Here is a 24,712-nt window from a genome sequence, read left to right as displayed (position 1 = left end):
TCGGCCCCGGGCGGGCCCCGCGCGGCTGGGGGTCCCCCACCTGGCCCCCCGCGAGTGGTCGTACCTGCGCCCGCACTATCAATTGTTAGCCGGCCCCTTCGGTACGGCACCTGCCCTCAGCTGCCGGGGATGAAGCCCGGGTAGATGAAGTGCTGCCCGCCGGTGAGCTGCGTGCTCGAGCCCAGCGCGAACGGGAAGTTGTTCGGCACCACCCCGAGCTTGTGTGGGTTGCCCTGCGCGTCGGCCTGGAAGCAGGACGACATCTGCCCGTGGAACGCGGTGCAGACGATGCGGGTGCTCGTGCCGAACGGCGAGGTCAGGCGGGCACGGGACTCGAACGGGTTCCAGTAGCCCGGATCGGCGGGCGTCAGGAAATCCTTGGTCTCGAACACCGAGATCGGGCTGTTCGGGTTCCACTCCGGCCATTCGTCGGCGGACGCGACGCCCGTGCCGAACGCGAGCGCGGTACCCGCGGTCGCGATCGTGGCGGCGGCCAGGGTGGCGGCCCGGGTGATCGTCTTCATTAACCCCTCCAAAAAACGTTGTGCGGTTTTCGGCGTCGGACTGAGCATCGTCCGGCAGGCCGATCATCGTTACTCGTCCTACGTACCCATTGGTCCGGTCGGTAATCGGGATTCGAGCGGGTGATGTGGCGGGCGCGGGCAGAAGTTGCCGGGGTGAGCGTGCCCAATCCCGCTGTTGCCGAGGATGTCCCGTGGTGCTGCTGGGGCGTCGCCCGCTATCAGGTGCGAATAGCACGCTGGGCCTTGGACAATTGGGTGTCTCGATACGACCGACGTTCCAATCCGGCACTGCGACGGCGGAATCCGTGCGCCTCGCCGTCCGCCGTGCGGGCATAGCATGTGATCACCATCGAGTGGCACGGCGTATCGGGCGGGCTCGCGCAGCCGGAAACCCCGCACCGGCCCGGGCCTCGCGGTCGAATTCGCCTGCTGAATTTACGGTTACGAATCCATTACCCCGGCAGGTATGCCGGGAAATTTCGGTAGCGGTGCAGTATCACAGAGTATGGCAATCGTTCGAGCTGCGCTGGTCCAGACGAACTGGACGGGCGACAAAGAGTCCATGATCAAGGCCCATGAGGACTACGCACGCCGGGCCGCGGCCGCGGGTGCGAAGGTCATCTGCTTCCAGGAGCTGTTCTACGGGCCGTACTTCTGCCAGCTCCAGGACACCAAGTTCTACGACTACGCCGAATCGGTGCCCGGTCCGACCGTGGATCGATTCGCCGCGCTGGCCGCCGAGCTCGGCCTGGTCATGGTGCTTCCGGTGTACGAGCAGGAGCAGCCGGGGCTGCTCTACAACACCGCGGCGGTCATCGACGCCGACGGCAGCTATCTCGGTAAATACCGAAAACACCACATTCCGCATGTGAACGGGTTCTGGGAGAAGTTCTACTTCCGGCCCGGCAATCTGGGGTGGCCGGTATTCGATACCGCGGTCGGCCGGATCGGGGTGTACATCTGCTACGACCGGCATTTCCCGGAGGGCTGGCGGGCACTCGGGCTGGCGGGCGCGGAAATCGTGTTCAATCCGTCGGCGACCTCCCGGGGTCTGTCGAGCTATCTGTGGAAACTCGAACAACCGGCCTCGGCGGTGGCCAACGAGTACTTCATCGGGGCGATCAACCGGGTCGGCATCGAGGAGTACGGGGACGACGATTTCTACGGGACGAGCTATTTCGTCGATCCCGAGGGCAAATTCGTCGGTGAGGTGGCCTCCGATACCGCGCCCGAACTGGTGGTGCGCGACCTGGATATGGATCTGATCAAGGTCGTGCGCGATCGGTGGGCGTTCTATCGGGATCGCAGGCCGGACGCCTACGGACCGTTGGTGGCGCCGTAATGACACGCGTATTCATTCACGGCGGAACCGTGGTGTCGGCCACCGGTTCCCAGCAGCTCGACGTGTTCATCGACGGGGAGACCATCGCCGCCGTGCTGGCGCCTGGATCCACCGCGCTCGGGGTCGATCCGGCCGCCGTTGCCGATACGGTCATCGACGCCACCGGGCGGTACGTGCTGCCGGGCGGGGTCGACGGGCACACCCACATGCAGCTGCCCTTCGGCGGCACCGAGGCCTCGGACACCTTCGAGACCGGCACCCGGGCCGCGGCCTGGGGCGGGACCACCACGATCGTCGACTTCGCCGTGCAGAAGCCGGGGGAGCGGGTGCAGGATTCGCTGGCGCAGTGGCATCGCAAGGCGGACGGGCAGTGCGCGATCGACTACGGGTTCCATCAGATCGTCGGGGACGTGAACGCCGAATCCCTGAAGGGGATGGCGGAATTGGTGGCCGAGGGCGTCAGCAGCTTCAAGCTGTTCATGGCGTACCCGGGGGTGTTCTACTCCGACGACGGGCAGATCCTGCGCGCTATGCAGACCGCCGGGGATCTGGGCGCGCTGCTGATGATGCACGCCGAGAACGGCATCGCGATCGACGTGCTGATCGAACAGACCCTCGCGCGCGGGGACACCGCACCGTACTTCCACGGCACTTCGCGCCCTTGGCAATTGGAAGAGGAGGCCACCCATCGCGCCATCATGCTGGCGCAGGTGACGGGTGCGCCGCTGTACGTGGTGCACGTGTCGGCGAAGCAGGCCCTCGAGCAGATCGCGACCGCGCGCGGCAGGGGGCAGAACGTTTTCGGCGAGACCTGTCCGCAGTACCTGTACCTCTCGCTCGAAGAGCAGTTGGGCGCACCGGGTTTCGAGGGTGCGAAGTGGGTGTGCTCGACGCCGTTGCGCGCCCGGGAGGAGGGGCATCAGGACGAGCTGTGGCGCTACATCCGCACCGGGGACGTCACCACGGTCGCCACCGATCACTGCCCGTTCTGCTACAAGGGGCAGAAGGATTTGGGCGTGGGGGATTTCAGCAAGATTCCCAACGGCATCGGCGGGGTCGAGCATCGCATGGACCTGATGTACCAGGGCGTGCGTGACGGCCGCATCTCGCTGGAGAAGTGGGTGGAGGTCTGCTGCACCGCGCCGGCCCGCATGTTCGGCATGTATCCGCGCAAGGGTGTGATCTCGCCGGGCGCGGACGCGGACGTGGTGATCTACGACCCGAACGGGCAGACCAGCATCGGGATCGGCAAGACCCATCACATGAACATGGATCACTCGGCGTACGAGGGGTTCGAGGTCGGCGGGCACGTGGACACCGTGCTCTCGCGCGGGCGGGTCATCGTCGACGGCGGGGAGTATCTGGGGTCGGCCGGGCACGGTCGCTTCCTCAAACGCGGACTGTCCCAGAACCTGATCTGACCGGAAGGGAGTGTGCGCCATGGATATCGGTGTCGTTCTGCAGTGCACGCCGCCCGCGTCCCGGGTGGTGGAGCTGGCCCGGGTGGCCGAGACGCACGGGTTCTCGCACGTGTGGACGTTCGATTCGCACCTGCTGTGGCAGGAGCCGTACGTCATCTACAGCCAGATCCTGGCCGTCACCCGCAAGGTCGTGGTCGGGCCGATGGTCACCAATCCCGCCACCCGGGACTGGACCGTCACGGCCTCGACCTTCGCGACGCTGAACGAGATGTTCGGCAACCGCACGATCTGCGGGATCGGGCGCGGGGATTCTGCGGTGCGCACGCTCGGCGGGCGGCCGTCGAATCTGGCGACGCTGCGCGAATCCATCGAGGTGATAAGGGAACTCGGCAACGGACGGGCCGTGTCGCTCGGTGACACGACCGTGCGGCTGCCGTGGGCGGCGGATTCGCGGCTGCCGGTGTGGGTGGCCGGATACGGGCCGCGCGCACTGGATCTCACGGGGGAGGTGGCCGACGGCTTCATCCTCCAGCTGGCCGATCCCGACATCGCCGCGTGGACGATCGCCCGGGTCCGGGCCGCCGCCGAGCGCGCAGGCCGCGATCCGGGCGCGGTCCGGATCTGCGTCGCGGCCCCCGCCTACATCACCGACGGCACCGAGGCGGGCCTGAAACACGCTCGCGAGCAATGCCGTTGGTTCGGCGGGATGGTCGGCAACCACGTGGCCGATATCGTCGCCCGCTACGGCGCGGACGGCACGGTACCCGCCGCCCTGACCGACTACATCGCCGGTCGCACCGGGTACGACTACAACCAGCACGGCCGCGCCGGGAACACCCACGCCGAGTTCGTGCCCGACGCGATCGTGGATCGGTTCTGCGTGCTGGGGACCCCCGATGACCATCTGGCTCGCCTGCGGGAGCTCGAGGGGCTGGGGGTGGATCAGTTCGCGGTGTATCTCCAGCACGATGCCAAGACCAGCACGCTCGACGCGTACGGGGAGTCGGTGCTGCCGCGGCTTGCGCGTCCGGTGACGGCTACGACTATCGGGTGACGCGGGGTGTCGCCGGCGCCGGAGCGAACGGGGACCGGGGTGGGCGGGCCGGTCCGCTCACCCGCCGCTTTGCCATGCTGGTGAAGTGAGCACGATCGCGTTCTTCGTCGCGCCGGACGACCGCACCGCCGCCGCTATACGATCGCGGGGTCCGGGGACGGATTTCCCCGTCTTCGAGTGCCATGACTTTGACGCCGACGACGCGGTCGTCGAGTGGGAGCTGTACTTCGAAGCGTCCGCAGCGGAGCCGATTCCGCTGGAGCAGTACTACCAACGGCCGTGGCCGATCTGGGTGGCGGAGATCGTCAACGATGGCACGGGCGTCTTCGTCCTCCCTGGGTCTTTGACCGCGAATTTCGCCGTTGCCGGTTCGGAGGATCTGGGTTCCGTTGCGCGCCTCTGGACCGCACGGTTGCGGCAGACGGGCGGAGGCGACCTGCCCGCCGAGTCCCCGCTGTCGATCGTGCGGGGCGTCGCTCGCCTCGCCGCTGTCGCCGTCGGCGCGGGGGAACGGGTCTACTGTCGGCACTTTTGACGGCGCGGGCACGACGTCGTGAATGGGTGCTTGTTCCGTGCCGGCCGACGCGCGTATCGGTTCGGGAGGGTGATCCCGGCGTAGTGGATCTACGGTGAGGGCGTGGTTTCGGTGGACGAATCATCGTGGGACCGGGTCGAGTTCGAGCACGCGAGCGGACCGGAGGCGGGGTGGTATCTGGCGCGGCGGCGGGTCATGGACCACGTGCTGGACGCTGTCGCGACATCGGGCTGGCACCGGCATCTGGTGTTGCGCGGGAGCATCACGCTGCGCGCCTGGTTCGGGGCCAAGGCACGTGAGCCGGGGGATCTGGACTTCGTCGTGACGCCGCACCGATGGCGCTGGACCGACGTGCCTGCCGAGCGGATGTACGACGAACTCGTCGGGCTGGCCGCCGACCTCGCGGACGCCGAGGGGGAGGTTCGCATCCGTTCGCGAGTGGGCTTCGGGGAGAACGTGTATCGCTTTCCGTATCGGGGCGTCCCCGGGCGTCGCGTCACCGTGTTCTGGGAGTGCCCGCACACGGGGGCCGGCACCCTCGGGCTCGATTTCGCCTTCGGCGAGCAACTCCCGGCCCGGCCGATCCGGACCGAGATCCCGCGCCTGGCGACTGCGGGGCCCGCGATCGCGCTGCCCACCGTGGATCCGGCGTCGAGTCTGGCGTGGAAGCTGTTGTGGATGGCGGCGGAGACGAACGAGGACAGCCGCGCACGAGGCAAGGACCTCTTCGACGCGGTTCTGCTCGCCGAGCATCACACGCTCACGCCCGCCCTGCTCCGCGATGTTCTGTTCGCCGACTACCGGGATTATCGCCGGGCGATGCCGGGCTACCTGGATCGTTTGCCCGGCATCGCCGGTAGCGTCGACTGGTGGTCTTTCACGCAGGACTATCCACTCCTCGAGTCCGCCCGCGAGGAGTTCACCGCCCGCCTGGTCTCCGCGCTCGCTCCGGCCTTTCAGCTGCCGCAGTGACGGCCGCTCACGAGGTCCTGCCGACCACATGTCGCGCCGGGCGGACGGTGGACGGCAGCCACATCCCGGACACGACGGCGGCCGAGATGTCCACGTCGAGCGAACCGAAATCCGCTGGCGGCGTGCGAGGTGTGTGCTCCCACGCGCGGTCGTCGCGCTCCGACGATTTCTCAGGCGACCGAAGGACGGTTCAGGCTCGACCAGAGTGGGTTGCCCTGGTCGGCGAAGCGGCGTGCGAGCTCGTGGCGGGCGTCGGCGTCACCGAGGTCGTTGTCCACGCAGAAACGCCCTTCGGCGGCGGTCAGCAGCTTCACGTTGAGCAGGCGGATCGGGGAGAGCGGGCCCGAGACCGTGGCGGGTATCTCGGGGCCGGTGAGCCCGAGCATGACCACCGCCATGCCGCCGTCAAGCCAGGTGCCGTCGTCGTCGAGGTCCAGGTCGTGCAGACCCAGCGTGATCAGGTCGTAGTGGTCGAGCATGTCGGGGATCCTGAATCCGAAGTGCGCCAACTGATTCGACACCGATCGCACGAGCTGGCCCAGCCACGACGCAGCGATTGTCATCGTGTCGCCGTCGGCGGGCAGGTCCCCGGAAATGCCGTACACCTCGAGCCCGTAGCCGTTGGTCGGTTCGGCGTCGTCCCACGCGGTGGGGTCGGCAAGACCACTGCTGGCGACCAGCAGGGCGTCGTCGCGACGAGTGATCGTGTGGGCCTGGCGCAGCGCCGGCCACGCCGGGCCACCGAGGAAGGCAGGGTTGATCAGGTGGGCGATGACGTGCGAGTCGAGACGGCCCCAGGCCGTCCAGGCGGCGTCGATCGCCGCTGCGGTGTCGACAGTGAGTTGGTCGTCGAGTTCGTCGCTTTTCACAGCTGAACCCTAGGTGACCGGCGGCGCCGTGATCCACCCGAATAGCTAGCGCGCACAACGGGATCCGATTCGACTGTCAAGCCCTACCGACTGCCTTGGCGCCCCGTCGATCGGAGCCTGCCAAATCCTCCATACGCACCGTGCCTCGGTTCGGGAACATGCGGAGCCGTCGGGGCAACATGCCGGCAGGTGACGGGTCCGGTCAGCACTTACCTCGGCTTTCCAGTGCTCGCAAAAGTTCGGACGGGAGGTCGTTCGTAGGCCGCTGTGCTGCTGTACCGGCTGCGGACACGCGGACGCCGCCGCATTCACAGTGGGCGGGTGCGCTTTTCGGCAGCTCGGCGCGATCTATCCGGCGGGTTGGTCGAGGCGAAAGAAGCGGCTGCGCCGCGTTGTTCCGTCCCGGCGGACGATCGTGTCCTGGCGCACGCCGAGGTCGGTCGCGCCGAGCTTGCGGATGGCAGCCGCCGACCGCAGGTTCCGCTCGTCCGTGCGGAACCCGATCCACTCGGCGCCGTGCGCGAACACTTCGCCGATCAACAGCGCCTTGGCTCGCCCGTTGACTCCGGTGCCCCACACCGCGGGGGCGAACTGGGTTCCCCGATCTCGACGCCCCTCGGGTCGGTGGGATCCCAGATCAACGAGGTCCTGCCCACCACGATCCCCGCGCGGCGGACAGTGAAGGTCAGCCACGTCCCGGTCGCGACGGCGGCCGCGATGCCCGCGTCTAGGCTGCCGAAATCCGTTGGCACCGTGCGCGGTATGTGTTCCCAGGCCCGGTCGTCGCGCAGTGCCTCGTACAGGTCCTCGGCGTCGGCGGAGTCGTAGGACCGCAACGCCACCTCACCGTCGTCGAGGCGGTCGTGGGACAGGGATAGCGGCCACTTCACGGACGTATTCTGGCAGCTCGAATCGGCTTGTCCGGCAGCGGCGTCCGGGTGGCAGTGATCAGCGGCACTATCGCGTGTGCCTCGGCGCGTGTGTGCGACTACGGCCGGCGGGTTGCCCGATGAATCGCACGCGGTGGTGATGACGTCGGTCCACACATCCGGCCCGGATCCGACAGTGCCGACGTGCAGCGGAATGCCATCATCGGCCGACATGATCATGGACTGCAACTCGAGCCGTCCCTGTGTAGCAAGTCAGAAGAGCATTGTCGCAGGCTCAGTGACCGGCGGAGTGTGATGCGCGGCTGACCCGAACAGTCGCGGTTTCGCCGTCGCGTTCGATCAGGAATCGGTCGAGCAGATCGAACAGGACTGCGACGGTGTGCGCTTCCTGCGCAGGCGTCAGCTGGGTGACGAAGTCCCACTCAGGGAGAGCGATCTGCTGGATTTGCGCCGTCCAGGCGAAGCATTCCCCGACCGTGTAGTTGCTCATCAGCCATTCGCGGAAGCCACTCAGGCCGGGCCTGCCGTATCTCTGGGCGGCGCAATCGAATCCTTGGAGAAATCCGGTCACGCCCTGCAGTGTCACTCGACCGACGTACATTGCCGGTCGCTGCGCGAACACCCAAAGGTATTGCCGTTCGGTGAGTTCGCTGTAGTCGGTTACAACCTTCCCGTCCACGGTCAACTGTGCCGTGGCCGGGTAAAGGTCTACGGGCCCGCTCTCATTCTTCGTCACGTGAACACTCCATCACGGCGAACCACCCGCTGCGATCGCAGATCGACCACAGTCGTCGGCCTGGCGTCCGTACGGATTCTTCGCACAGTCCGCCGCGGCCTGTGCCATCGCCGCCTTGGATTTTCGCCGAGCCAGCGACTGCGGCCCATCGCACCGGAACGGTGGGAAGTGATTCAGAGACGGTCGCGAAGGGTGGGCAAGCCGGGCCCGGTGAGCTGTTCGCAGTAGATGGCCCGGCCGGCCATCGCCATGGTCAATGCGAGGGTCGTCCCACTGACCAGAGCGCCAGTTCCTTCGGCGAAGGGCCCATCGGTCGCCTCCACGCGCAGACCTTCGATCACGGTGTGGCCGGAGACGGTGAAGTCCCGGCTCGCATAGAACCGTGCGACCTCGGTGACGGCCTCGACCGAGGGCTGACGCGACAGGCCCAGCGGATATCGGATGTCTTGCGCGTGGACGACCACCTCGCCGAGCCAGGCTGCGGTGGGGCCGAATGTGGAAGTGGTGCTGGGGATGATCTCCCGGAATCGTTCCAGCGTTTCCGCGGGAGTCGCGCCACGGTGCTCGGCCAGCCGCCGGGCGTTGTGTTCGTCGAAGTCGAAGCGGGCGCCGGCGACGCTGATCAGCCAGCGGAGGCGACCCGTACTCGCTGCCGCGGTGAGGTGGGCGAGGACTTCCTCCACCGTCCACCGCCCGCACAGCGACTGCTGAGCCCACTGCTCATCGTCCAGATCGGCGAGGTCGTCGGCCAACGTCGCGCGTTCGGCGTGGGCCATGGCCCACAGCTCGTCGCGAGAAATGCCCTTCGGCAAGTGCGGACCTCCCGGCTCGGTGCTGCCCGTCTGGTGAGCCCAGGTGATGGCCGGGCCCGCGATCTGTGAACGGCAGCGGTTAGTTGTTCTTGCTCTGATGACGACGGCGCGCGCCCGAATTCATCGGTCGTGCCGAGTGCTGGATGTGCCGAGGGTCTCGCGCCGCCTGACCATCGCGAATCCGGATCTCGCGACCTCGATGCCACCGATGATCGCCACCACCACGCCTACCTTGTGCAACGAGATCACAGGTGTGTCGATATCGCGGGCGAACAACCACAACGCAAGACCGACGGCTAGCGCCGCGACGCCGATCAGGAACGAAATGACGTGGTTGCGCATGGTTCTCCTTCGAAAATCCGGGTGACTCGCACGGCCCCGCACGGCCCCGCACGGCTGTCTTTTACTAACACGACTGTACTACCATAGCGTGGGTGCCCAAACTCATCGACCATGCACAGCGACAGCAGGAGATTGCCGAGGCGGTCTGGCGGGTGATCCAGCGCGACGGTGTGAGCGCGGTATCGGTCCGGGATGTGGCTGCGGAGGCCGGGATTTCGGCCGGGTCCCTGCGGCACGTGTTCGCCAGTAAGGCGGAACTGCTGGCGTACTCGATGCGGCTGGTGCAGAAGCGAGTTCGCGAACGGGCCGAGGCGCATGCGGCGATCACCGACCCTTGGGAACGAGCTCTCGCGGTCATCGCCGAGTTTCTGCCGCTCGACGCCAATCGGCGCTGCGAGATAGATGTCAATCTCGCACTTGTCGCCGAGAGTCCGGCGCACCCCCTACTGAAAGACATTGCGCTGGACGCCTACCGGGAACTGCGCGCGGGTTGTGCGACGGTGCTCACCCGGCTGGCCGACTGCGGATTGGTCAGGCCCGGACTCGACCTCGATGCCGAGGCGATGCGGCTGCACGCACTGATCGACGGGGTGGCTCTGCACGCACTGATCGGCGATGCCGACGCTGTGCGCACGGCAGAAGGTGTCATTGTTCAACACCTGCGGACCCTCGCCTGAAGATTCGGGTCGGTGGCCAATTCTCTTTTCGGCGAGAGGCATACGGGGCTAACGCTCAATCTCAGTCCTCGGCTAACTGTTTGCGAAACTCCTTCCGCCAGTGTGGGTTCTGACGTAGAACCACAACCAAGCCCAGGGCTTCGGGAACCGGCAGGCTGAGCGCGTCGGAGAGCGCGTAGGCGGCCATGGCGCGGTTCTGCCAGACAACTCGGTCGTCGTAGTCAGAGCGCATGACCCGGGACTCGGCGTGCACGCGGCGCAGCCGCAGTCCCAGGGCCGAATCGTCGGCCAGACCGGGACAATCGCCTTCGCTCAACAGTGGCAGTGCGTCGGTGACCTCGTCATAGGTGTCGAGGCCGGTCTCGGCGGCCAGCGACGTCACCTGCTTGGCGAGCACGCGGCGTAGGTGCTCGGGTGTCGCGGCGTCGACCAGGGCGGCGAACTGGTCGGGCACAGGTACCTGCTGGTTGCCGTGGGCGGGGAGCAGGGGCAGGATCTGCGCGCTGTCGAGGTCTCCGTTCAGACCGGGCGGCGGCAGTGGGACGCCGTAGCGACGAACTACCGCGTCGCACACCGCCATCAGCTGTTCGCGGCGCTGCTCGGGCGTGGGTTTCTGATCGGCCGATGGCATGATGCTGAACACGCTTCGCCGGTTCGGATCCCAGCGCGCCGCCCACTTGTCGTGCGGCGGCAGGCCGGGGAGGACCTCGAACGGGTCGCGCGCGCCGTCGGGCACGACCGCCGACAGCGTGTCGTACCTTGTCACCAGTTCGCCGTTGTCGAATACCGACACCGCGGTCGAGCCGGTCTGGCTCGAATAGCTGAGCGACATCGCGAGGGTGCCCCGGGATGCGCGGCGCAGCGTCTCCTCACGCGCGCCCTCGAAACCGTAGAAACCTTCCTGGAAGCCGAACGCCCAACCGTCATGGGTTCCGACCCGCACGACTGGCAGCTGCGCGCTGTTCCCGCCCCCGGCCTTACTCCGGCCCCGCGGCTGCCGGGTCTCGGGCAACGCTCCGAACCGGTGCAGGAGTTCGGCCTCGTCCAAGCCGTGCGCGAAGGTCAGACAGAACGAGTCGAATCCGCTCGGCCAGTTCTTCGTCGGCGCCGCGGGGGAGCTCCGCCGTTGCGGCGCAACGACAGCCTGGCTGCCGGCGGAAGGCGCGAGGCCGAGCACGGACCGGGGCTCGGATCTGGGCTCGGGAGCGAATTCCCACCGCAGCGTCCCGTCGTCGGCGACAGGCACGTACGGCAGCCTCACGGTGATGACGGTTCCGCCCTCCAGGGAGTCGGCGACCTGTTCCAGGAAAGCTGCCAAGCTCGCCCAGTTCCCGAAGGTCACACCGTCGGATTCCTCGAATTCGCCCACCGCCCCGAACGACTCCCCGCGACGGCAATCCACGACCAACGCGTCGGCGCTTACGGTGCGGGCGAAGGTGACGAAATCCTGGTGCCAGTAGTCATCGAATGGCAGGTTCTCGCTGTGCCGGCCCCATTGTTCGCGGCTTTTCCGGCCTGCGGAGAGGATTTCGGCGAGCGAGTAGGGCTGATGACCGGGAAGGCTGAAACTGCCCTCGCCAGAGGTGGCTCCGTCATGGTGCCGCAGATATGCGACCAGATCGGCAGGGAATTCCACCGCCAGCTCAGTGGCTGCGACGCTGATCGCTTCCGGCGTGGCGGGCGGGCGCAGCGACGCGAAGGTCCGCGGCGCGTGCGTGACGAGCCAAGCGTCGATACGTCGCAGGGATTCTTCGGTGGAAGTTGCCAGCATTGCCTGATCATCACATTTACCTACGACATCGCCGCGGGCACTCCGAAGACTGACTCCCCCTGATGGGAGCTGATCGGTGTGACACCGGCCGGACCTGAAGGCGGTCAAGGATCGCCCAGCCTGCTGTTCCTCCTCGCATCACGCTCGAGGATTCGAAACGCGCGGGTTGCGGATTATTCCGGTGGGATGGATAACTGGCGGGGTTGATCTGCTGTCCGCGAAATGTCGGGCATTGATGCGATCATGTTGGGCGGCAACCAGGTTATTGATTTGTGGGGGTACTGATGGACAACCGCGAGTGGGCGGAGTTCGCGAACAATCTTGCTGGGGTACTGCACCGCTGCCCGAAGGACAGTGTTCTGATCCTGAATGCGGGCGACAGGTTCATCGACTTCACCCCGGGAACGGGTGCCGGGGGCATACCCGTCGACGAAGTAGATGAGTTGCGTGAAGTCACCGCCGCAGCAGGCCATCGACTGAGCGTATGGCGGTCCAGCTGAGATACAGCGCGCCCGGTAGGCAACGGCCACACCATGCCAATCACACCGAACTCGGCAATTTGGTGAGTTGATGAGTCGAGGAGTCTCTCCGAACCGAGTGTTCGCTCGTCTGGGTGCGGTGGCGGTTGCGCGGGCTGCGAGTGGGCGAAGCTGCGGTTACATTCGATGCTGCGACAGTGGGCCGGCCAGTTTATCGGCGGCGTGGAGGGTGCGATAGCGATGCGATTCTTCGAGGGGATCAAAGAATTCCGGCGCTGGCGGCGGGTGGATCCGGCCGAATTCTTTGTGCGGGATCCATCGGCGTTCGGCAAGGAACGTGTGAGCTTCGATGGGCAGGTGCTCGTGCTTGCCTCGCAGAGCGACGAAGCTGGCGCGTGGCTGAAAGAGTATGTCCCCGAAGGGGAATCGCTGGATTCGTGGACCAGGCTCGCCGCGATCCGGCTGTGGTCCTCGCTGGACGATCCGCTGGTCGCGGCGGCTGGTTTGATCGAGGCGTTGACGGCGCAGAATCCGGACGCTCCGAGTGAGGTTCGTCGGAACCCGGACACCGGTGAGGTCATCGCCGATTTCATCACGTGGCCCAGCGACGGGGCCTTTGTCGAGTTCAACGTCTTCAGTTATGCGTCGAGCGAGGGCGGCGGGCTATGGGCGCAGCAATACGCACTTCGCGAATACAACGACCCCGAAGGCTTTTTGGGCGGCCTGAGTCCCGTGCGACTCAGGCTCCTCGGGCTCATGGCCGAGAACGGATTGACATTCAAGGCGCACTGATCGGGTGTACCGAGGCTCCGTGTCGCCCGCGTCGGCGGCGGTGATCCGGTGACTCAGGTGGTGACGTAGCGCAGCAGTGTCGCGGTCTCGAACCGCCTCGTCTCGACCAGGCGGAGGGGAATCCGCTTGTCCAGCAACGGGAACATCGGGGTGCCGCCGCCGAGGATGACGGGGGAGACGAACAGGTGGTACTCGTCGATCAGGTTGTGGGGCATCAGGGACGCGGCCAGGGTCGCGCCGCCCACCTCGATCACGCCGTCGCCTTCGGACTTCAGGCGGCGGACCTCCTCTACCGCGTTCGCGCTCACCAGGGTGCTGTTCCACTCGACCTCGCGCAGGGTCCGGGAGAACACCACCTTGGGCTTCTCGGTCCACAGGGCCGAGAAATCGCGTTCGATCGGCGGGGCGGTGTCGGGGACGTGCGGCCAGTACTCGGCCATCAGCTCGTAGAGGCGGCGGCCGTTCAGGGAGAGCTCGACCTCGCGGAACCTGTCGTTGTGGAACGCGTGAAGTTCGTCGTCGGGGTCGGTCCAGTCGATGTTGCCGTCGCGGTCGTTGATGTAGCCGTCGGCGGACGTGCCGATTCCGTAGATCAGTGTCCTCATGATCGTGTAGACCTCTCGTTCGGACCAAACTCAGCGGTCGCGGATCGTCAGTAGTCTCCGACTCGGCGCAGCTCCCAGAACTGACCCGGGCCCGGGGGTTGCAGGACGACCTGCGGCGGACCGGTGGGTGAACTGTCCGCGCGCAGGTCACTACCCGGGTACGACAGGTAGTACGCGTCCTGGCCGGCGGGGATGATCCGCCAGCGGGGTGCGGCCGCGCTCTCGGGCAGGCTGACGACGACCGCGCCGGGGAATGCGACCGCCGAGAGTGCGAAACGGTTGTCATGGTTCACGATCGCGAAGTTCTCGCCGTCCGAGTCGCCCATCGGTTCCAGCCACCAGATCCAGCGACCATCCCCGGGCGGCGGGGCGGCGGCGTCCAGCGCGACCGCGGGCGAGGCGTCGACGGTCCGGAGCCACAGGTCGTGGTCGCCGCGCAGGACGAGGTGGTAGGCGCCGCTGGCCAGGGTGGCCTGCGCGGGTCCGGCGACGGTGAGCGCGGCGCCGAGCAGCGTCGCGGCCACCGCCAGCGCCGAGCACGCGCGGGCCAGGTGAGATCTCATGTCAACCTCTGATGTCTCACGGACTTCGGACCTCCGACGGTACCCCGCCTCGGAGCCCCGGTCGCGGCTCGGCGGCCGCGCGACAGGTCGAGGTTGCCGCCGCGCTCGCATGGCCGGTTCAGAACTTGGCTCCCGCTCACCGGGTTCGTGGCCGCCTTACCCGAGGGCGCTTCCCGGGGCGTTGGCGTAGCGGCGGTAGATGATCGGTTGGGCGGCAATGCCATTGGCCGCGAAGTTGGCCAGGACGAACGTGCGGAAGGTGCGGCGGAACAGCAGGGCGGGGAGGAAGGTGCGCAGGGTCGGCCAGCTCGCGTGGTTGACGAGGGTGTAGTCCTGGGGCTCGGCGGGGAGCGGGCGCATCGGCACCGAGTTCGGCAGGGCGGTCTCGCGCTGGAACCAGCCGGCGGTGTATTTCCATACGTCGAAGACGGTTTCCGAGTCGGGGCAGTGGAAGTAGTTGAACAGGAACCAGTGGTTCGCGTCGTGGTCGACGTCGGCTATTCGGGCGGGACTGCTCGCGGCGGTCAGACGGACGTGTTCGGTGCCGCCTTCCAGGGCCGCCACGAGTTCTTTGCACGCGGGGTCGTCTCGCACCGCGGCGAGGGCGTCGACCGTCTGGGTGCGCAGCAGGACGACCACGTCGTAGCGGGCGGGGCGGACACCGGCGCGGCGCAGCAGCGGAGCGCCCTCGCCGGGCGGGCGCAGTGCGGCGGTGAACACCGTCACCTCGGCGACATCGTCGCGCTCGGCCAGGCGGCGGCACAGGGGTGCGAGCTGGTCCAGAACGCGTCGGCGCGACCGCCGTCCCCACGGTATCGGGCCCACCCAGCGACCGGCCTCCGCGGCCAGCAGCAGGAATCCACTGGTGGTCGGGGTGGTCAGCTCTACCTGCGCGGCGTGCTCGCCGTTCACAATGCGCATGATGCACTTCCTCGGTGATTCTGTGTCGAATCCTGTAGCTCGCCTGCCGCTTTCGTCGAATTGGCATGGTGCTGCCACCCAACTCTGTCAGGGTGACGAACCCGTCGGTGCCCGATCGGCTGCCGTCAATTACAGGGGCAGCCGGGTTTCGGGCGCGCCGGCTGTGTCGCCGCCGAGTGAGAAGCCGCCCGGCAGAACGGATTCCACCCGCTGGAAATGCCCGGCCAGCCGTTCGCACAGCTCGGCCAGGGCCGATTCGTCGATGTGCTGGCCGTCGGTCCAGGAGGCGAACCAATCCACCGTGTCCGGGGTACCGGCGGGGCGCACGAAGACATGCTGGTGGAAATGCGGGACGCTGCGGCCGGTGATGGCGGAGAAGACGTACTCGGGGGAGGTTTCGGCGCGCAGGGCGTACGCGGCGCGGCGGACAGCCCAGCCGACGGCCACTGCTTCGTCGTCGTCGAGGTCGGCCAAAGTTGGTGCGTGGCGCTTTGTTTCGACGAACAGGTAGCCGGGCATCGGTATCCCGTCCGAGAGGGGGCGATGCGTCACGATCACGAGATCGTCGGAGTAGATCACCGGGCCGACCAATGGTCCCAGGCCGCGGTGCTTGTCACAGATCGCGCATCGGTTCCCCATTGCGCGACCGTACCTGCGGGCAGCGCTCAGTGCCCGCCGTGGAGCCACTGTTGAAAGCCGGCCGCTTGCTCGCGGAGCTTGTCCGCGTACTCGGGGGAGTCGAACGCCCATTCCGGGTTGTGCCAGCGGTGTGCCGGGGCGCCTTTGTGGTTGGCGGACCGGTGGATCGCGCGGAGGACGGCCGGGCGATGGATCAGCGCCACACGCCAGCCGCCGAGGAGGCGTGCGGCGATATTGGCGATCACTATGCGGCCGTGGTGGTTCGTGCCGACCACGCAGACCACCTCGTTGCCCATGCCGGCGAAACCACCTACCACGTGCAGTTTGGCTCCGGCGGGGAAGATCCGGTGGCTGCGGTAGTGCTCTTTCGGGCCGGGGTTGTACGGGTAGGGGAGCAGGTTCGCGACGATGCACCATTCGGGCCGAACGGCTTCGGCACGCTGTGAAGCCGAGTCCGGCGGAGGGACGGGCGGCTCGGGGGTGGTGCGCGGCTTCCGCCGGGCGGCCGCTGCCGCGCGGAGGATGGCCGCGAGAAAGAGTTTCACGACCTGTCAGCGTAAGTAGTCCGTGGTCGGCGGCCAATCGCTTTTCGGGCCGGGGCGTGGCGACAGCGGTTCGCCGAGCACTCGTTCATCGGGTGATGCCATCCGCTGGTCTTGCGCCCACCCGCGCGGACCGCGTTCGCGCGGGTGGGTCGAGAAGCGGCCGTACGGCTTTCGAATCAGCCCTGTTCGGCGGACACCGACACCAGGGTGGGGTCGGCGGCGGGCTTGCCGTCGCCCGAACCGTCCTGGGTGCCCGCGGCGACGATGCTCTGCAGGGCGTCCATGCCGCCGGTGATCCGGCCGAACGGGGTGTAGTTCGCGGGCAGGCGGGTGTCGCGGTAGACCAGGAAGAACTGGCTGCCATTGGTATTGGGGCCCGCGTTCGCCATCGCGATCGTGCCCGCGGGGTAGGACGCGCCCGCCAGGTTCTCGTCGACGAACTTGTAGCCCGGGCCGCCGGTGCCGGTGCCGGTCGGATCACCGCACTGGAGCACGAAGATGCCCTCGGTGGTCAGGCGGTGGCAGCGGGTGTGGTCGAAATAGCCCTGATCGGAGAGGAATACGAACGAGTTCACCGTGTGCGGGGCGCGGGCGGCGTCCAGTTCGGCGGTGATGGTGCCGCAGTTGGTCTCCAGGGTCGCGGTGTAGGTCGCGTTCTGGTCGATCGTCATCGCGGGCTCGGTGGCCCATTTGGCGCCGGTGGGCGTGCCGGACTCGGGCGCGGAACAGCCGGGGGAGCGCTGCGGCGCGGGATCGGGCAGCGCCTCGGCACGGCCGGTCACCAGAACGGTGAGTGCGACCACCGCCGCGACGAGGCCGAAGCGCCGAAGCGCCTTGCGGTCTAAGCGAATTCGGCGCGAGCGCCGCGGTTGATCGTCATCGAGCGGCAGCGTGTGCGTCTCGGTGGTCACCGGGTGGTTCTCCTTCATCGTCGGGGGTAGGACTCGGACCGTGCCGCCCGGCATCATTGCATCTGCGCCGCCCGCGCGGACCGGGATGGCCGCAATGCCGTCGGGGACGCGCCGGGATCGCGCGCGCGAGGAGGGTTTTCGCTGCTAACGTCGCCGAATATGAAGGTTCAACTGCGGCACAATCCGTCGTCGACCATTGCCCGCTGCTTCCTCGACCCGGGCGAGCCCATGCGGGTCGAGAGCGGGGCCATGGTCGCGCATTCGGCCGGGGTCGCGCTGCACGCCAAGGCCGAAGGTGGTGTGCTGGCCGGGCTCAAGCGCTCGATGCTGGCGGGCGAGTCGTTCTTCGTGTCGACGTTCACCGCGCCGCAGCAGGGTGGCTGGGTGGATGTGGCGCCCGCGCTGCCGGGGGACATGCTCTCGCTCTCCATTACCCCTGACCGGCCGTTCTACATCAGCCGCGGTGGGTGGATCGCCAATTCGCACGCGGTGACGGTCGAGGCGAAATGGGGCGGGTTCGCGAATCTTTTCGGTGGGGAGGGCGGATTCGGCCTGCGCGCGCACGGTCACGGCGAGGTGGTGCTCGGGGTGTTCGGCGCGATCGACGTGATCGATCTCGCGCCCGGCGAGCCGGTCACGATCGACACCGGACATGTCGTCGCCTACGACCTGGCCATGAACTTCACGATTCGGCGCGCGGTGTCCGGTCGCTCGCTGCAGTCGCTCAAGTCCGGCGAGGGGTTCGTGTTCGACTTCGTCGGCCCCGGCCGGGTCCTGCTGCAAACCCGCAACCCCGGGGCGTTCGCGGCGTGGGCAGGGTCCTCCGCTTCGTCGGGCTAGTCGATGTGATCTAGATCACCGTCCCAATGAGTGGGCATAACCCCAGCTGGAACTGGTTCTAGTATGAAATCTTGATCCGACCGGGAAACTTTTCTCGCGAAAAGCCACCCGCAAACATGTGAAGCGTGCATGCTTCGCATGTTCGACATGTCGTTTCACAGATGAGGAGTACACCGTGTCCGGATCCGCAGCGGATTTCCTGGCCGAGGTTCTGATCAAGACCATCCAGGGTCTGTTCACCGGCACCGCCGGCCAGTAACTGTCGCTCCGACGGCAACGCCCGAGGAACTTCGGTAGCCCATCGAGTCGCGCGGGACTCGGTGGGCTGCTGGCGTTTTGGGGGTGGGTTTTGTGCCGGATAGGCTGGGGCGGTGATGTTCTCGTATGTGAAGGGCGCTGTGCGCCACGGCCGATGAGCCCCGGCTCGCCGTGGGTGGTCGGCGATCCCGACGCCGTCCAGACGGTCCGGTTCGATCTTCATGTCGGTTTCGTGCTGCCGAAGCGGCGGCACGCCGCAGGCGGGCTTCCGATCTGCCGCAGGGATCGGGTCGTACCCCGCGTCGCCGGCGTACTGCTCACCGATCTTGTCGATGAGTTCGAACTCGCCGCGGGCATGGAACCCGCGCGCGGCATGTACGGCGGCATCGTCGTGCGGGGCCCGGTCGAACTTCACGTTGAGCGCAGCGATGCGACTGGACCGGTGAGCATTCAGCTTGGTATCTGTCCTGGGGGTCGAACGATATCGGTCCACTGCCGGCCATCGAACCATCGAACCGCACCTGTCGGATCGCAATACCAGCCCGGTGGTGGTCCGAAGGTTTGAGGGGGCGGGGTCATTGTGTTCGTGACAAATGGGTGCGGCGGTTTGTTTCCGACTCGAACGAGTGCGCGGATGATAAGCCCGAGTAGCGCTACCGGACTGAGTATCACCGCCAGGACGATCAGTTCGCCGCCGCTGAAGCCCGCTTGACCGGCCAGGAAGAGGAGACCCAGGAGGGCTGCGGACCATACCCATTGAGGTGTCCCTTGGAGGTATGGAGGGATCGGGTCACGCGGCTTCGGTTTTCCTCGCCAGTTCGTCTGTATGGGTTGTTGTGCGAGGGGGCGGGGTGGCTGGTTCGGGGGCTGTTGCTGTGGCCCCGGTTGCGGGTAGTTCACGGTTCCCCAAGGCTTGTGCGAGTTTTCGGCAGCTTAGCTTGCGACGCCTCGCGGGTAACTGACATTGCGTGCCAGGGTGCATCATTCGAGATTGGCTGAACCGAGGCGAATATCTGTGCAGTGAATTCGCTCTATTGCAGCTTGAATCGAGGTGCTTTAACCATGTTTGTCCGAATATTCCAATTTGTCGTGTTGGATGGCTAGAAGGACATAGCAGCGCTGTTAGGCCCGGCCTCGTTGATCGAGGGCATCATTCACACTCTCTTTCGGAAGGTAGTAGGTACCCCAGTCCGGACCCGTACCTATGCGGTCGTATCCGTTCGCATCGACTTCCCGTACGGCGCGGTAGGTCGCGGTCCACTTCGGTTCGGGACCTTCGTGGGTGATGGCGGTGGTGTAGCCCCAGGTTTGAAGCCCTCCGGCGACGGCGAGGAAGACCTCGTCCCTGCTGAGGCCGGTCTTCTCCTGGAGCTGCGCGATCGTGAGTCGCCGGCGCTGCGGGCCATTCGACAGAAGTACTTCGAGCACTTTGGTGTCGTTGTTCATCCCGCACGCCCCTGCAAGCGATCGGCACAGTACTCGGCATAGGCGGGGCGGCTGATGGTGAGCCGGCCGCGATCGGTCGATCGCCACCCCGCAGGGCCCTGCAGGGTGGCCACCACGAGCCCGGAGGTCTTCAGGCCCAGGAGGGCTCGGCGGATGGACGTTTCCGGAATTCCGGTGGTGCGGGTCAGGTCCCGTACCGTCATCGCTGCCGTGACGCTCGAGCGCGGCAGGGCGGCAAGAACTCTTGCTTGGTGTTCGGTCAATGCCACAGCGATCGGCTCCTGTCGGACGACGGGTCAGCTGGTACCTCCTACTGTGATTGCTGTCAGCTGGGGAAAGAAGTGACCGGAGGTGTACCGCAGGGGTACTCTCGAGCCACTGAATCGGTTAGGGGAAAGCCGATGGCCACCTGTGCTCGATGGACGGGCATTGAAACCAAAGCATTTCGAACAGCGTTGCGGCTCAAACAGGGGCCGTTCGCCGAGTTCGTCGGTGTCTCCGTGGACTGTGTCAAGAAATGGGAACGCCGTGAGGGAACCATCACGTTGAGTAGCGCGTACGCCGCGCGCATGGATCAGAAGCTCGATGCGGTGGATGCCGCTGTTGTGCAACGTTTTCGGGCACTTCTTATCGAGCCCCGAACTAGGTCGAATCTCGACGCCGTCGAACCGGTTCAACCCCTGGAAACAGATTCGGATGACTGTGTCGCAGTCTCTGCCCGCACGTTCGCGGGAGAAGTAGCACTCCTGTCGATTCCGCGTCGTAGCTTTGTCGCCTCGATTGGTGCCGGTGCTGTATGGGCGGCGGCGTCCAACGCTGACATTGCGGTCCAGAATGCTTGGGCGGGCAAGGCATTCGCGGAGATGTTCGCGAACTCGCGAATCGACCACGTCAAGCACTTCGACTCGCTTCGGATGTCTCTGATCGAGTCGGACAACATCTACGGCTCCGCCCGAACACTTCCGCACGTGCTCGGTGCACTCGATCTGCTGGACCAACTCAAGAAGTCGAAAGTCGGGGACCCTGACGGCATCGCGAGGATGAGGGCGATGTTCGCCGAGACTGCCGCATGGCAGTTCCAGGATCAGCGAGACTTCGCGAACGCTCAGTTCTGGGCTGCCCGCGCGCTGCAGTGGTCGCACCAGGTTGCCGACGACTACTACGTCGGCCTGTCGCTGGTGCGGATGAGCCAGCTGGCCTGCGACCAAGGTGACGGCGCCGAGGCCGAAGAACTGGCGGGCGCCGCGCACCGCAGCGCGCCGGGCGATTCACTGTTCGCTGCCGCTTCGCTCACCTTTCGTGCCCACGCTCTCGCACTCGCGAACGACCGCGGCGAGAGCGCACGCACATACGACCGGGCGCGTGGGATCGTCGATCGGGCACAGCATGATCCGAAGTGGGGAATGTTCCTCGACAACTCCTACATAGATGCGCACGAAGCCCACACCTGTGCTGAGATCGGCGAATTCGTGAGTGCTACACAGCAGTTCGAGGGGGCGCTGGCCCAAATGCAACCGGGTTACCCTCGTGACAAGGGGGTGTATCTGGCTCGGGCTGCCGTGGCTCACATGTATGCGGGGGAGATCGAACCGGCGGCGCGGCTCGGCTTGGAGGCGCTACAGATCGGGGTGGGAACCTCCTCGGCACGCATCTTGCACAAGGTGCGACATCTCTCGGGCATGATCGACTCCGCCAGTACCCAACCGGGTGTCGCGGAGTTCCGCCACGCCTACGCGACCTGGAAGGCTCAGGAGTGGTCCGACCGTACGTAGTGCTCTCTGTCGCTGCCAGCCTCGACGGCTACATCGACGACACCATTCCCGAGCGCCTGTACCTGTCCAATGACCGCGACTTCGACGGGGTCGACCAGTTGCGGGCGGAGTCGGACGCGATTCTGATCGGCGCCGAGACAGTGCGTCGTGATGATCCGCGGCTGTGGCTCAGGAGCCGAGCGCGGCGCGATGCCCGTGTGGCAGCTGGGAAGCCGGCGAATCTGTTGAAGGTCACTGTGACACGGACTGGGGACCTCTCCCCTGACGCTCGTATGTTTCACCATCACGTCGAAGCGGGCCGACCGATCGTCTACACGACGATGGAGGGGGGCGCGAAGATCGGTGAGTCCCTCAGCGAGGTGGCCGAGGTCGTGGCGATCGCCGATGTCAGCTTCTGGGAGGCGTTGCTGGAAGATCTGGGGAGCCGTGGTGTCGGTCAGCTCATCGTCGAGGGCGGAACTCATATCCACACCGCCTTTCTCGAAGCCGGATTGGCTGATGAGCTCCGCTATGCGGTAGCGCCACTGCTGATCGGACAGGCCGAGGCGCCGCGGTTCGTGCACCCTGTTGTCTTTCCCGGAGGCCCGCGGCGGCGACTGGAGTTCATCGACTGCACCGCACTCGATGATGTGGTGGTGTTGCGGTACAGGCCCAAACGGACCAGTTCGACTCCGGGAGGGACATAGCTTTGCTGCGAGCGGGTGGTTATCCGGCCGGGCTCGTGCCGCCGGCGGTGTGCAGCCGACTGTCCGGGATCGTAACCGGCGAGCCGGTTTTGATGGCCGCGACGACTGCGTCGATGCTCGCGGAGATCAATGCGGGTTGGTCGGATGGGATGTCGTGTCCGGCGTGATCCGCGATCACCAACAGGGCATCGAGGTTTGTCGCGAGTAGCCGCTGTCCTTGCTGCCATCGTTCTTCGACTTGCTCGATGGTGAGCGGGGCGTATTCCTCGGCCTCATCCGGCGTCAGACGCAGCCAGCGGCCGATCGCACTGGCAACCACGACGGCGGGTACCGACGGCCACTGGGTAGTTGGAAGTTCTGCCTGAGAGCGGGTGAGGTCGAGTCTCGACGATCCGTCGCCGTCCTCGCTGTCGGGCCAGTGACCGACTTCCAGATGGCTCAACACCGTCGAGTCGACGAGAACGAGTCCTGCGGTGTGGGTGGGGTATCGGGCGGCGTACATCAGTGCGATCAGGCCGCCTATCGAATGCCCTACGAGCACAGGGGGCGTGTCGACCCCGAGGTTGTTCAGCAGGGTTCGCAGCTCCTCGGCGAGGTCTCCCAGCGTTCGCGGCGTGCGGAGATGTGGCGGCAGTGGGGAGCTGGCTCCGATACCGGCCCGGTCATAGGTGATCGTCGTGTGTCCGGAAAGCTGGGCCAGGACGTCATCCCATTGGGATTGGCTTGTGCCCAGAGCATTGACGTACACGACCACTACCGATGAATCGCCTGTTACGAGCGTGACCGCTGCTTCGTAGCCGAGGTCGACCCTCTCGAATCGCCGCATTCTCAACTGATACCACCCAGGATGCTGCGGTTCGTGTGAATCGGGTGGCGCTGCGCGCGGATTCGCTTGCACGGGGATGATCGGCTGACATGGACACGGCGGCCGGTGGGCATTCGGAACCAGGGTGTTCTCGCTGCCTCCCCGATTCGTGAGACGTCGTATCGCTGGCTCACCCGTGTAGGTCGGTGCGAGCGCCGCGGCCCGGTCGGTTCGAGTTCCATTCGTCGACAGTTGGTTCGAGCCAGCCGCGGACGGTGCCTTTCGGGAGTGTACCGTCGTCGTTGACGGGCCCGATGATGGCGTCCTCCGGAGGGAGGTTGTACCGGCTGAGGGCGGAGGGGGCTACGCCTATCCGTTCGGCGAGCTGGGCGCGGTTCAGGAAACGAAGGGGCTTGTCGTTGGTCGTGGTCACGGATATCTATCTAGCGCGTTCTCGGGTATTCCGAAGCCGGAAAGGACTTTTACGGTGGAACGAATCTCGACAGGCCGGTCGGCTGTTCTTCGATGCTGCGTTACCGGCGGGGTCACCGCAGGCCCTGGCGAAAATCAGTTGAGAGCGGGGCGGTGGGGTGTGAATCTTGTTGTACCGCACTGCAGGAACGGGGTGCGGGGAGTAACCCGCCGGAGGCGGGTTACTGGCGATCCGTAGCTCAAATGGTCAGAGCACCGCCCTGTCACGGCGGAGGATGCGGGTTCGAATCCCGTCGGGTTGACCGGTGAGGAGCGTGGTGTGGTCGGGGAATGTGTGTTCTGCGTGCGGATCTCGGCGGGGCAGATCGAGGGAGAGTACCCGGGTGGGGTGGTGCGGTTCGCGCCGATCGAGCCTGTGGTCGCGGGGCACATGCTGTTCGTGCCGGGCTGGCATGCCGAGCACCCGGACGTGGCGGCTGTCGGGCGGGCCATGGAATCGGCGGCGGCCTACGGCCGGGCGCAGGGGACCGACTTCAATCTGATCACCTCGGCGGGAGCGGCCGCCACGCAGACCGTCGCCCACCTCCACGTGCACTACGTGCCCCGGCGAGCGGGGGACGGGCTGGGGCTGCCGTGGACGGGGACTTCCGGATCGGGGTGAGACACCCGAGTCGCGCTGTGCGCAGACCACGGCGGCGTAACTCAGTGCCCGGAAGCGGTGGGACGAGTCTCGGACAGCCCGGCGTTGTCCGTGACTCGCGCATCGCCGGAACGGGGTGCGGGAGGAACCCCGGGTTGACTGGTGGGCGTTCGTGTCGGACCCGGGGTGAACGCTGGGGGCATGGGAGAGGTTGACGCGCGGACCCCGCCGCCTCGGATGCCGGGGGAGCTGATCGTTCAATTGGTGGAGGCGTTCAACCGGGGGCCGAGCCGGGTGTTGCCTATGTGTCACGCACTGGACGTGCTGCCATTGCTGCAGGGGGACGACCGTGAATATGCCGTCGCGACACAGTTGTTGAACGCCGGCCGGGTGTTTTATCCGATTGGGATGGAGCCGGGGTGAGGTCCCCGGC

At 66.4% G+C, this 24,712-nt stretch carries 32 protein-coding genes and 1 tRNA gene; 14 read left to right on the top strand and 19 right to left on the bottom strand.

Annotation, left to right across the window (positions count from 1 at the left end; all coding sequences use genetic code 11):
* Window positions 1-116 precede the first annotated feature (116 nt).
* A complete protein-coding gene (locus tag ACWIGI_RS11385; RefSeq protein ID WP_454202255.1) occupies window positions 117-524 on the bottom strand; it encodes a hypothetical protein in 408 nt (135 codons plus the stop codon).
* Window positions 525-1,029: 505 nt separating this feature from the next.
* On the opposite strand from ACWIGI_RS11385, the gene ACWIGI_RS11380 reads away from it, so the two are divergent.
* The 5 genes from ACWIGI_RS11380 to ACWIGI_RS11360 all read left to right on the top strand — a co-directional run bounded on the left by ACWIGI_RS11380 (window position 1,030) and on the right by ACWIGI_RS11360 (window position 5,848).
* Window positions 1,030-1,866, top strand: coding sequence for a nitrilase-related carbon-nitrogen hydrolase (locus ACWIGI_RS11380; RefSeq protein ID WP_454202254.1), 837 nt, complete (start codon window positions 1,030-1,032; stop codon window positions 1,864-1,866).
* A complete protein-coding gene (gene hydA, locus ACWIGI_RS11375; RefSeq protein WP_454202253.1) occupies window positions 1,866-3,287 on the top strand; it encodes a dihydropyrimidinase in 1,422 nt (473 codons plus the stop codon). Before ACWIGI_RS11380 ends, hydA begins: the two co-directional genes overlap by 1 nt.
* A 19-nt stretch (window positions 3,288-3,306) precedes the next feature.
* Window positions 3,307-4,341 carry a TIGR03842 family LLM class F420-dependent oxidoreductase gene (locus ACWIGI_RS11370; RefSeq protein WP_454202252.1) on the top strand — a complete coding sequence of 345 codons (1,035 nt, stop codon included), beginning with the start codon at window positions 3,307-3,309 and terminating at the stop codon, window positions 4,339-4,341.
* An 85-nt stretch (window positions 4,342-4,426) separates the two neighbouring features.
* A complete protein-coding gene (locus tag ACWIGI_RS11365) occupies window positions 4,427-4,876 on the top strand; it encodes a hypothetical protein (RefSeq protein ID WP_454202251.1) in 450 nt (149 codons plus the stop codon).
* A 102-nt stretch (window positions 4,877-4,978) separates the two neighbouring features.
* On the top strand, window positions 4,979-5,848 hold the full coding sequence (locus ACWIGI_RS11360; protein ID WP_454202250.1) for a nucleotidyl transferase AbiEii/AbiGii toxin family protein: 870 nt from the start codon (window positions 4,979-4,981) through the stop codon (window positions 5,846-5,848).
* A gap of 170 nt (window positions 5,849-6,018) precedes the next feature.
* Here ACWIGI_RS11360 and ACWIGI_RS11355 read toward each other — a convergent pair whose 3' ends face one another.
* The 6 genes from ACWIGI_RS11355 to ACWIGI_RS11330 all read right to left on the bottom strand — a co-directional run bounded on the left by ACWIGI_RS11355 (window position 6,019) and on the right by ACWIGI_RS11330 (window position 9,497).
* Complete coding sequence (locus ACWIGI_RS11355; RefSeq protein ID WP_454202249.1) at window positions 6,019-6,717, bottom strand: hypothetical protein; 699 nt, start codon at window positions 6,715-6,717, stop codon at window positions 6,019-6,021.
* Window positions 6,718-7,065: 348 nt separating this feature from the next.
* A complete protein-coding gene (locus ACWIGI_RS11350; RefSeq protein WP_454202248.1) occupies window positions 7,066-7,257 on the bottom strand; it encodes a hypothetical protein in 192 nt (63 codons plus the stop codon).
* Complete coding sequence (locus tag ACWIGI_RS11345; RefSeq protein WP_454202247.1) at window positions 7,254-7,607, bottom strand: GNAT family N-acetyltransferase; 354 nt, start codon at window positions 7,605-7,607, stop codon at window positions 7,254-7,256. The genes ACWIGI_RS11350 and ACWIGI_RS11345 overlap by 4 nt, the downstream gene beginning before the upstream one ends.
* Window positions 7,608-7,881: 274 nt before the next feature.
* Window positions 7,882-8,343 (bottom strand): hypothetical protein, encoded by a 462-nt coding sequence (locus ACWIGI_RS11340; protein ID WP_454202246.1) that lies wholly within the window; start codon window positions 8,341-8,343, stop codon window positions 7,882-7,884.
* A 173-nt stretch (window positions 8,344-8,516) separates the two neighbouring features.
* Window positions 8,517-9,155, bottom strand: coding sequence for a maleylpyruvate isomerase family mycothiol-dependent enzyme (locus ACWIGI_RS11335; RefSeq protein ID WP_454202245.1), 639 nt, complete (start codon window positions 9,153-9,155; stop codon window positions 8,517-8,519).
* Between the two features lie 120 nt (window positions 9,156-9,275).
* Window positions 9,276-9,497 (bottom strand): DUF5708 family protein, encoded by a 222-nt coding sequence (locus ACWIGI_RS11330; protein ID WP_454202244.1) that lies wholly within the window; start codon window positions 9,495-9,497, stop codon window positions 9,276-9,278.
* 92 nt (window positions 9,498-9,589) lie between these two features.
* On the opposite strand from ACWIGI_RS11330, the gene ACWIGI_RS11325 reads away from it, so the two are divergent.
* On the top strand, window positions 9,590-10,174 hold the full coding sequence (locus tag ACWIGI_RS11325) for a TetR/AcrR family transcriptional regulator (protein ID WP_454202243.1): 585 nt from the start codon (window positions 9,590-9,592) through the stop codon (window positions 10,172-10,174).
* Between the two features lie 61 nt (window positions 10,175-10,235).
* On the opposite strand, the gene ACWIGI_RS11320 is transcribed toward ACWIGI_RS11325, so the two are convergent.
* Window positions 10,236-11,945: an SMI1/KNR4 family protein gene (locus ACWIGI_RS11320; RefSeq protein WP_454202242.1), complete on the bottom strand. Its 1,710-nt coding sequence runs from the start codon at window positions 11,943-11,945 to the stop codon at window positions 10,236-10,238.
* 284 nt (window positions 11,946-12,229) lie between these two features.
* Here ACWIGI_RS11320 and ACWIGI_RS11315 point away from each other — a divergent pair, with 284 nt between their 5' ends.
* Both ACWIGI_RS11315 and ACWIGI_RS11310 read left to right on the top strand, forming a co-directional pair.
* The gene (locus tag ACWIGI_RS11315) at window positions 12,230-12,445 is read left to right on the top strand and encodes a hypothetical protein (protein WP_454202241.1); all 216 of its coding nucleotides are present in this window, start codon (window positions 12,230-12,232) and stop codon (window positions 12,443-12,445) included.
* Between the two features lie 165 nt (window positions 12,446-12,610).
* Complete coding sequence (locus tag ACWIGI_RS11310; RefSeq protein ID WP_454202240.1) at window positions 12,611-13,216, top strand: hypothetical protein; 606 nt, start codon at window positions 12,611-12,613, stop codon at window positions 13,214-13,216.
* 53 nt (window positions 13,217-13,269) lie between these two features.
* Here ACWIGI_RS11310 and ACWIGI_RS11305 read toward each other — a convergent pair whose 3' ends face one another.
* From ACWIGI_RS11305 to ACWIGI_RS11280, 6 genes are all read right to left on the bottom strand, one after another.
* Window positions 13,270-13,821: a dihydrofolate reductase family protein gene (locus ACWIGI_RS11305; protein WP_454202239.1), complete on the bottom strand. Its 552-nt coding sequence runs from the start codon at window positions 13,819-13,821 to the stop codon at window positions 13,270-13,272.
* Window positions 13,822-13,868: 47 nt separating this feature from the next.
* Window positions 13,869-14,384 (bottom strand): hypothetical protein, encoded by a 516-nt coding sequence (locus ACWIGI_RS11300; RefSeq protein ID WP_454202238.1) that lies wholly within the window; start codon window positions 14,382-14,384, stop codon window positions 13,869-13,871.
* Window positions 14,385-14,540: 156 nt separating this feature from the next.
* Window positions 14,541-15,305, bottom strand: coding sequence for a hypothetical protein (locus ACWIGI_RS11295; protein WP_454202237.1), 765 nt, complete (start codon window positions 15,303-15,305; stop codon window positions 14,541-14,543).
* A 129-nt stretch (window positions 15,306-15,434) separates the two neighbouring features.
* Window positions 15,435-15,944: an HIT family protein gene (locus ACWIGI_RS11290; protein ID WP_454202236.1), complete on the bottom strand. Its 510-nt coding sequence runs from the start codon at window positions 15,942-15,944 to the stop codon at window positions 15,435-15,437.
* Between the two features lie 26 nt (window positions 15,945-15,970).
* Window positions 15,971-16,489 carry a hypothetical protein gene (locus ACWIGI_RS11285; protein ID WP_454202235.1) on the bottom strand — a complete coding sequence of 173 codons (519 nt, stop codon included), beginning with the start codon at window positions 16,487-16,489 and terminating at the stop codon, window positions 15,971-15,973.
* A gap of 176 nt (window positions 16,490-16,665) precedes the next feature.
* Window positions 16,666-17,400, bottom strand: a complete 735-nt coding sequence (locus ACWIGI_RS11280) for a peptidylprolyl isomerase (RefSeq protein WP_454202234.1) — start codon at window positions 17,398-17,400, stop codon at window positions 16,666-16,668.
* 159 nt (window positions 17,401-17,559) lie between these two features.
* Here ACWIGI_RS11280 and ACWIGI_RS11275 point away from each other — a divergent pair, with 159 nt between their 5' ends.
* Window positions 17,560-18,240: a TIGR00266 family protein gene (locus tag ACWIGI_RS11275; RefSeq protein ID WP_454202233.1), complete on the top strand. Its 681-nt coding sequence runs from the start codon at window positions 17,560-17,562 to the stop codon at window positions 18,238-18,240.
* Window positions 18,241-18,298: 58 nt separating this feature from the next.
* Here ACWIGI_RS11275 and ACWIGI_RS11270 read toward each other — a convergent pair whose 3' ends face one another.
* The 4 genes from ACWIGI_RS11270 to ACWIGI_RS11255 form a co-directional block, all read right to left on the bottom strand.
* Complete coding sequence (locus ACWIGI_RS11270) at window positions 18,299-18,991, bottom strand: hypothetical protein (RefSeq protein WP_454202274.1); 693 nt, start codon at window positions 18,989-18,991, stop codon at window positions 18,299-18,301.
* Window positions 18,949-19,077 carry a DUF2510 domain-containing protein gene (locus tag ACWIGI_RS11265; RefSeq protein WP_454202232.1) on the bottom strand — a complete coding sequence of 43 codons (129 nt, stop codon included), beginning with the start codon at window positions 19,075-19,077 and terminating at the stop codon, window positions 18,949-18,951. Before ACWIGI_RS11265 ends, ACWIGI_RS11270 begins: the two co-directional genes overlap by 43 nt.
* A gap of 543 nt (window positions 19,078-19,620) precedes the next feature.
* Window positions 19,621-19,944: a hypothetical protein gene (locus ACWIGI_RS11260; RefSeq protein ID WP_454202231.1), complete on the bottom strand. Its 324-nt coding sequence runs from the start codon at window positions 19,942-19,944 to the stop codon at window positions 19,621-19,623.
* Window positions 19,941-20,213, bottom strand: a complete 273-nt coding sequence (locus ACWIGI_RS11255; RefSeq protein WP_454202230.1) for a hypothetical protein — start codon at window positions 20,211-20,213, stop codon at window positions 19,941-19,943. Before ACWIGI_RS11255 ends, ACWIGI_RS11260 begins: the two co-directional genes overlap by 4 nt.
* A 132-nt stretch (window positions 20,214-20,345) precedes the next feature.
* Here ACWIGI_RS11255 and ACWIGI_RS11250 point away from each other — a divergent pair, with 132 nt between their 5' ends.
* Both ACWIGI_RS11250 and ACWIGI_RS11245 read left to right on the top strand, forming a co-directional pair.
* Entirely contained in the window at window positions 20,346-21,716 is a 1,371-nt protein-coding gene (locus ACWIGI_RS11250) for a helix-turn-helix domain-containing protein (RefSeq protein ID WP_454202229.1), read from the top strand.
* Window positions 21,716-22,402, top strand: coding sequence for a RibD family protein (locus ACWIGI_RS11245; protein WP_454202228.1), 687 nt, complete (start codon window positions 21,716-21,718; stop codon window positions 22,400-22,402). The genes ACWIGI_RS11250 and ACWIGI_RS11245 overlap by 1 nt, the downstream gene beginning before the upstream one ends.
* 19 nt (window positions 22,403-22,421) lie before the next feature.
* On the opposite strand, the gene ACWIGI_RS11240 is transcribed toward ACWIGI_RS11245, so the two are convergent.
* Entirely contained in the window at window positions 22,422-23,228 is an 807-nt protein-coding gene (locus tag ACWIGI_RS11240; RefSeq protein ID WP_454202227.1) for an alpha/beta fold hydrolase, read from the bottom strand.
* A gap of 639 nt (window positions 23,229-23,867) precedes the next feature.
* On the opposite strand from ACWIGI_RS11240, the gene ACWIGI_RS11235 reads away from it, so the two are divergent.
* From ACWIGI_RS11235 to ACWIGI_RS11225, 3 genes are all read left to right on the top strand, one after another.
* Window positions 23,868-23,941: transfer RNA gene (locus ACWIGI_RS11235), tRNA-Asp, on the top strand.
* Between the two features lie 17 nt (window positions 23,942-23,958).
* Complete coding sequence (locus ACWIGI_RS11230; protein ID WP_454202226.1) at window positions 23,959-24,300, top strand: HIT family protein; 342 nt, start codon at window positions 23,959-23,961, stop codon at window positions 24,298-24,300.
* Window positions 24,301-24,480: 180 nt separating this feature from the next.
* Entirely contained in the window at window positions 24,481-24,702 is a 222-nt protein-coding gene (locus ACWIGI_RS11225; protein WP_454202225.1) for a hypothetical protein, read from the top strand.
* The last annotated feature ends 10 nt before the right edge of the window (window positions 24,703-24,712 follow it).

This window comes from Nocardia sp. NPDC055321, from assembly GCF_053645575.1.
This window is presented reverse-complemented; position numbering and strand designations above follow the sequence as displayed.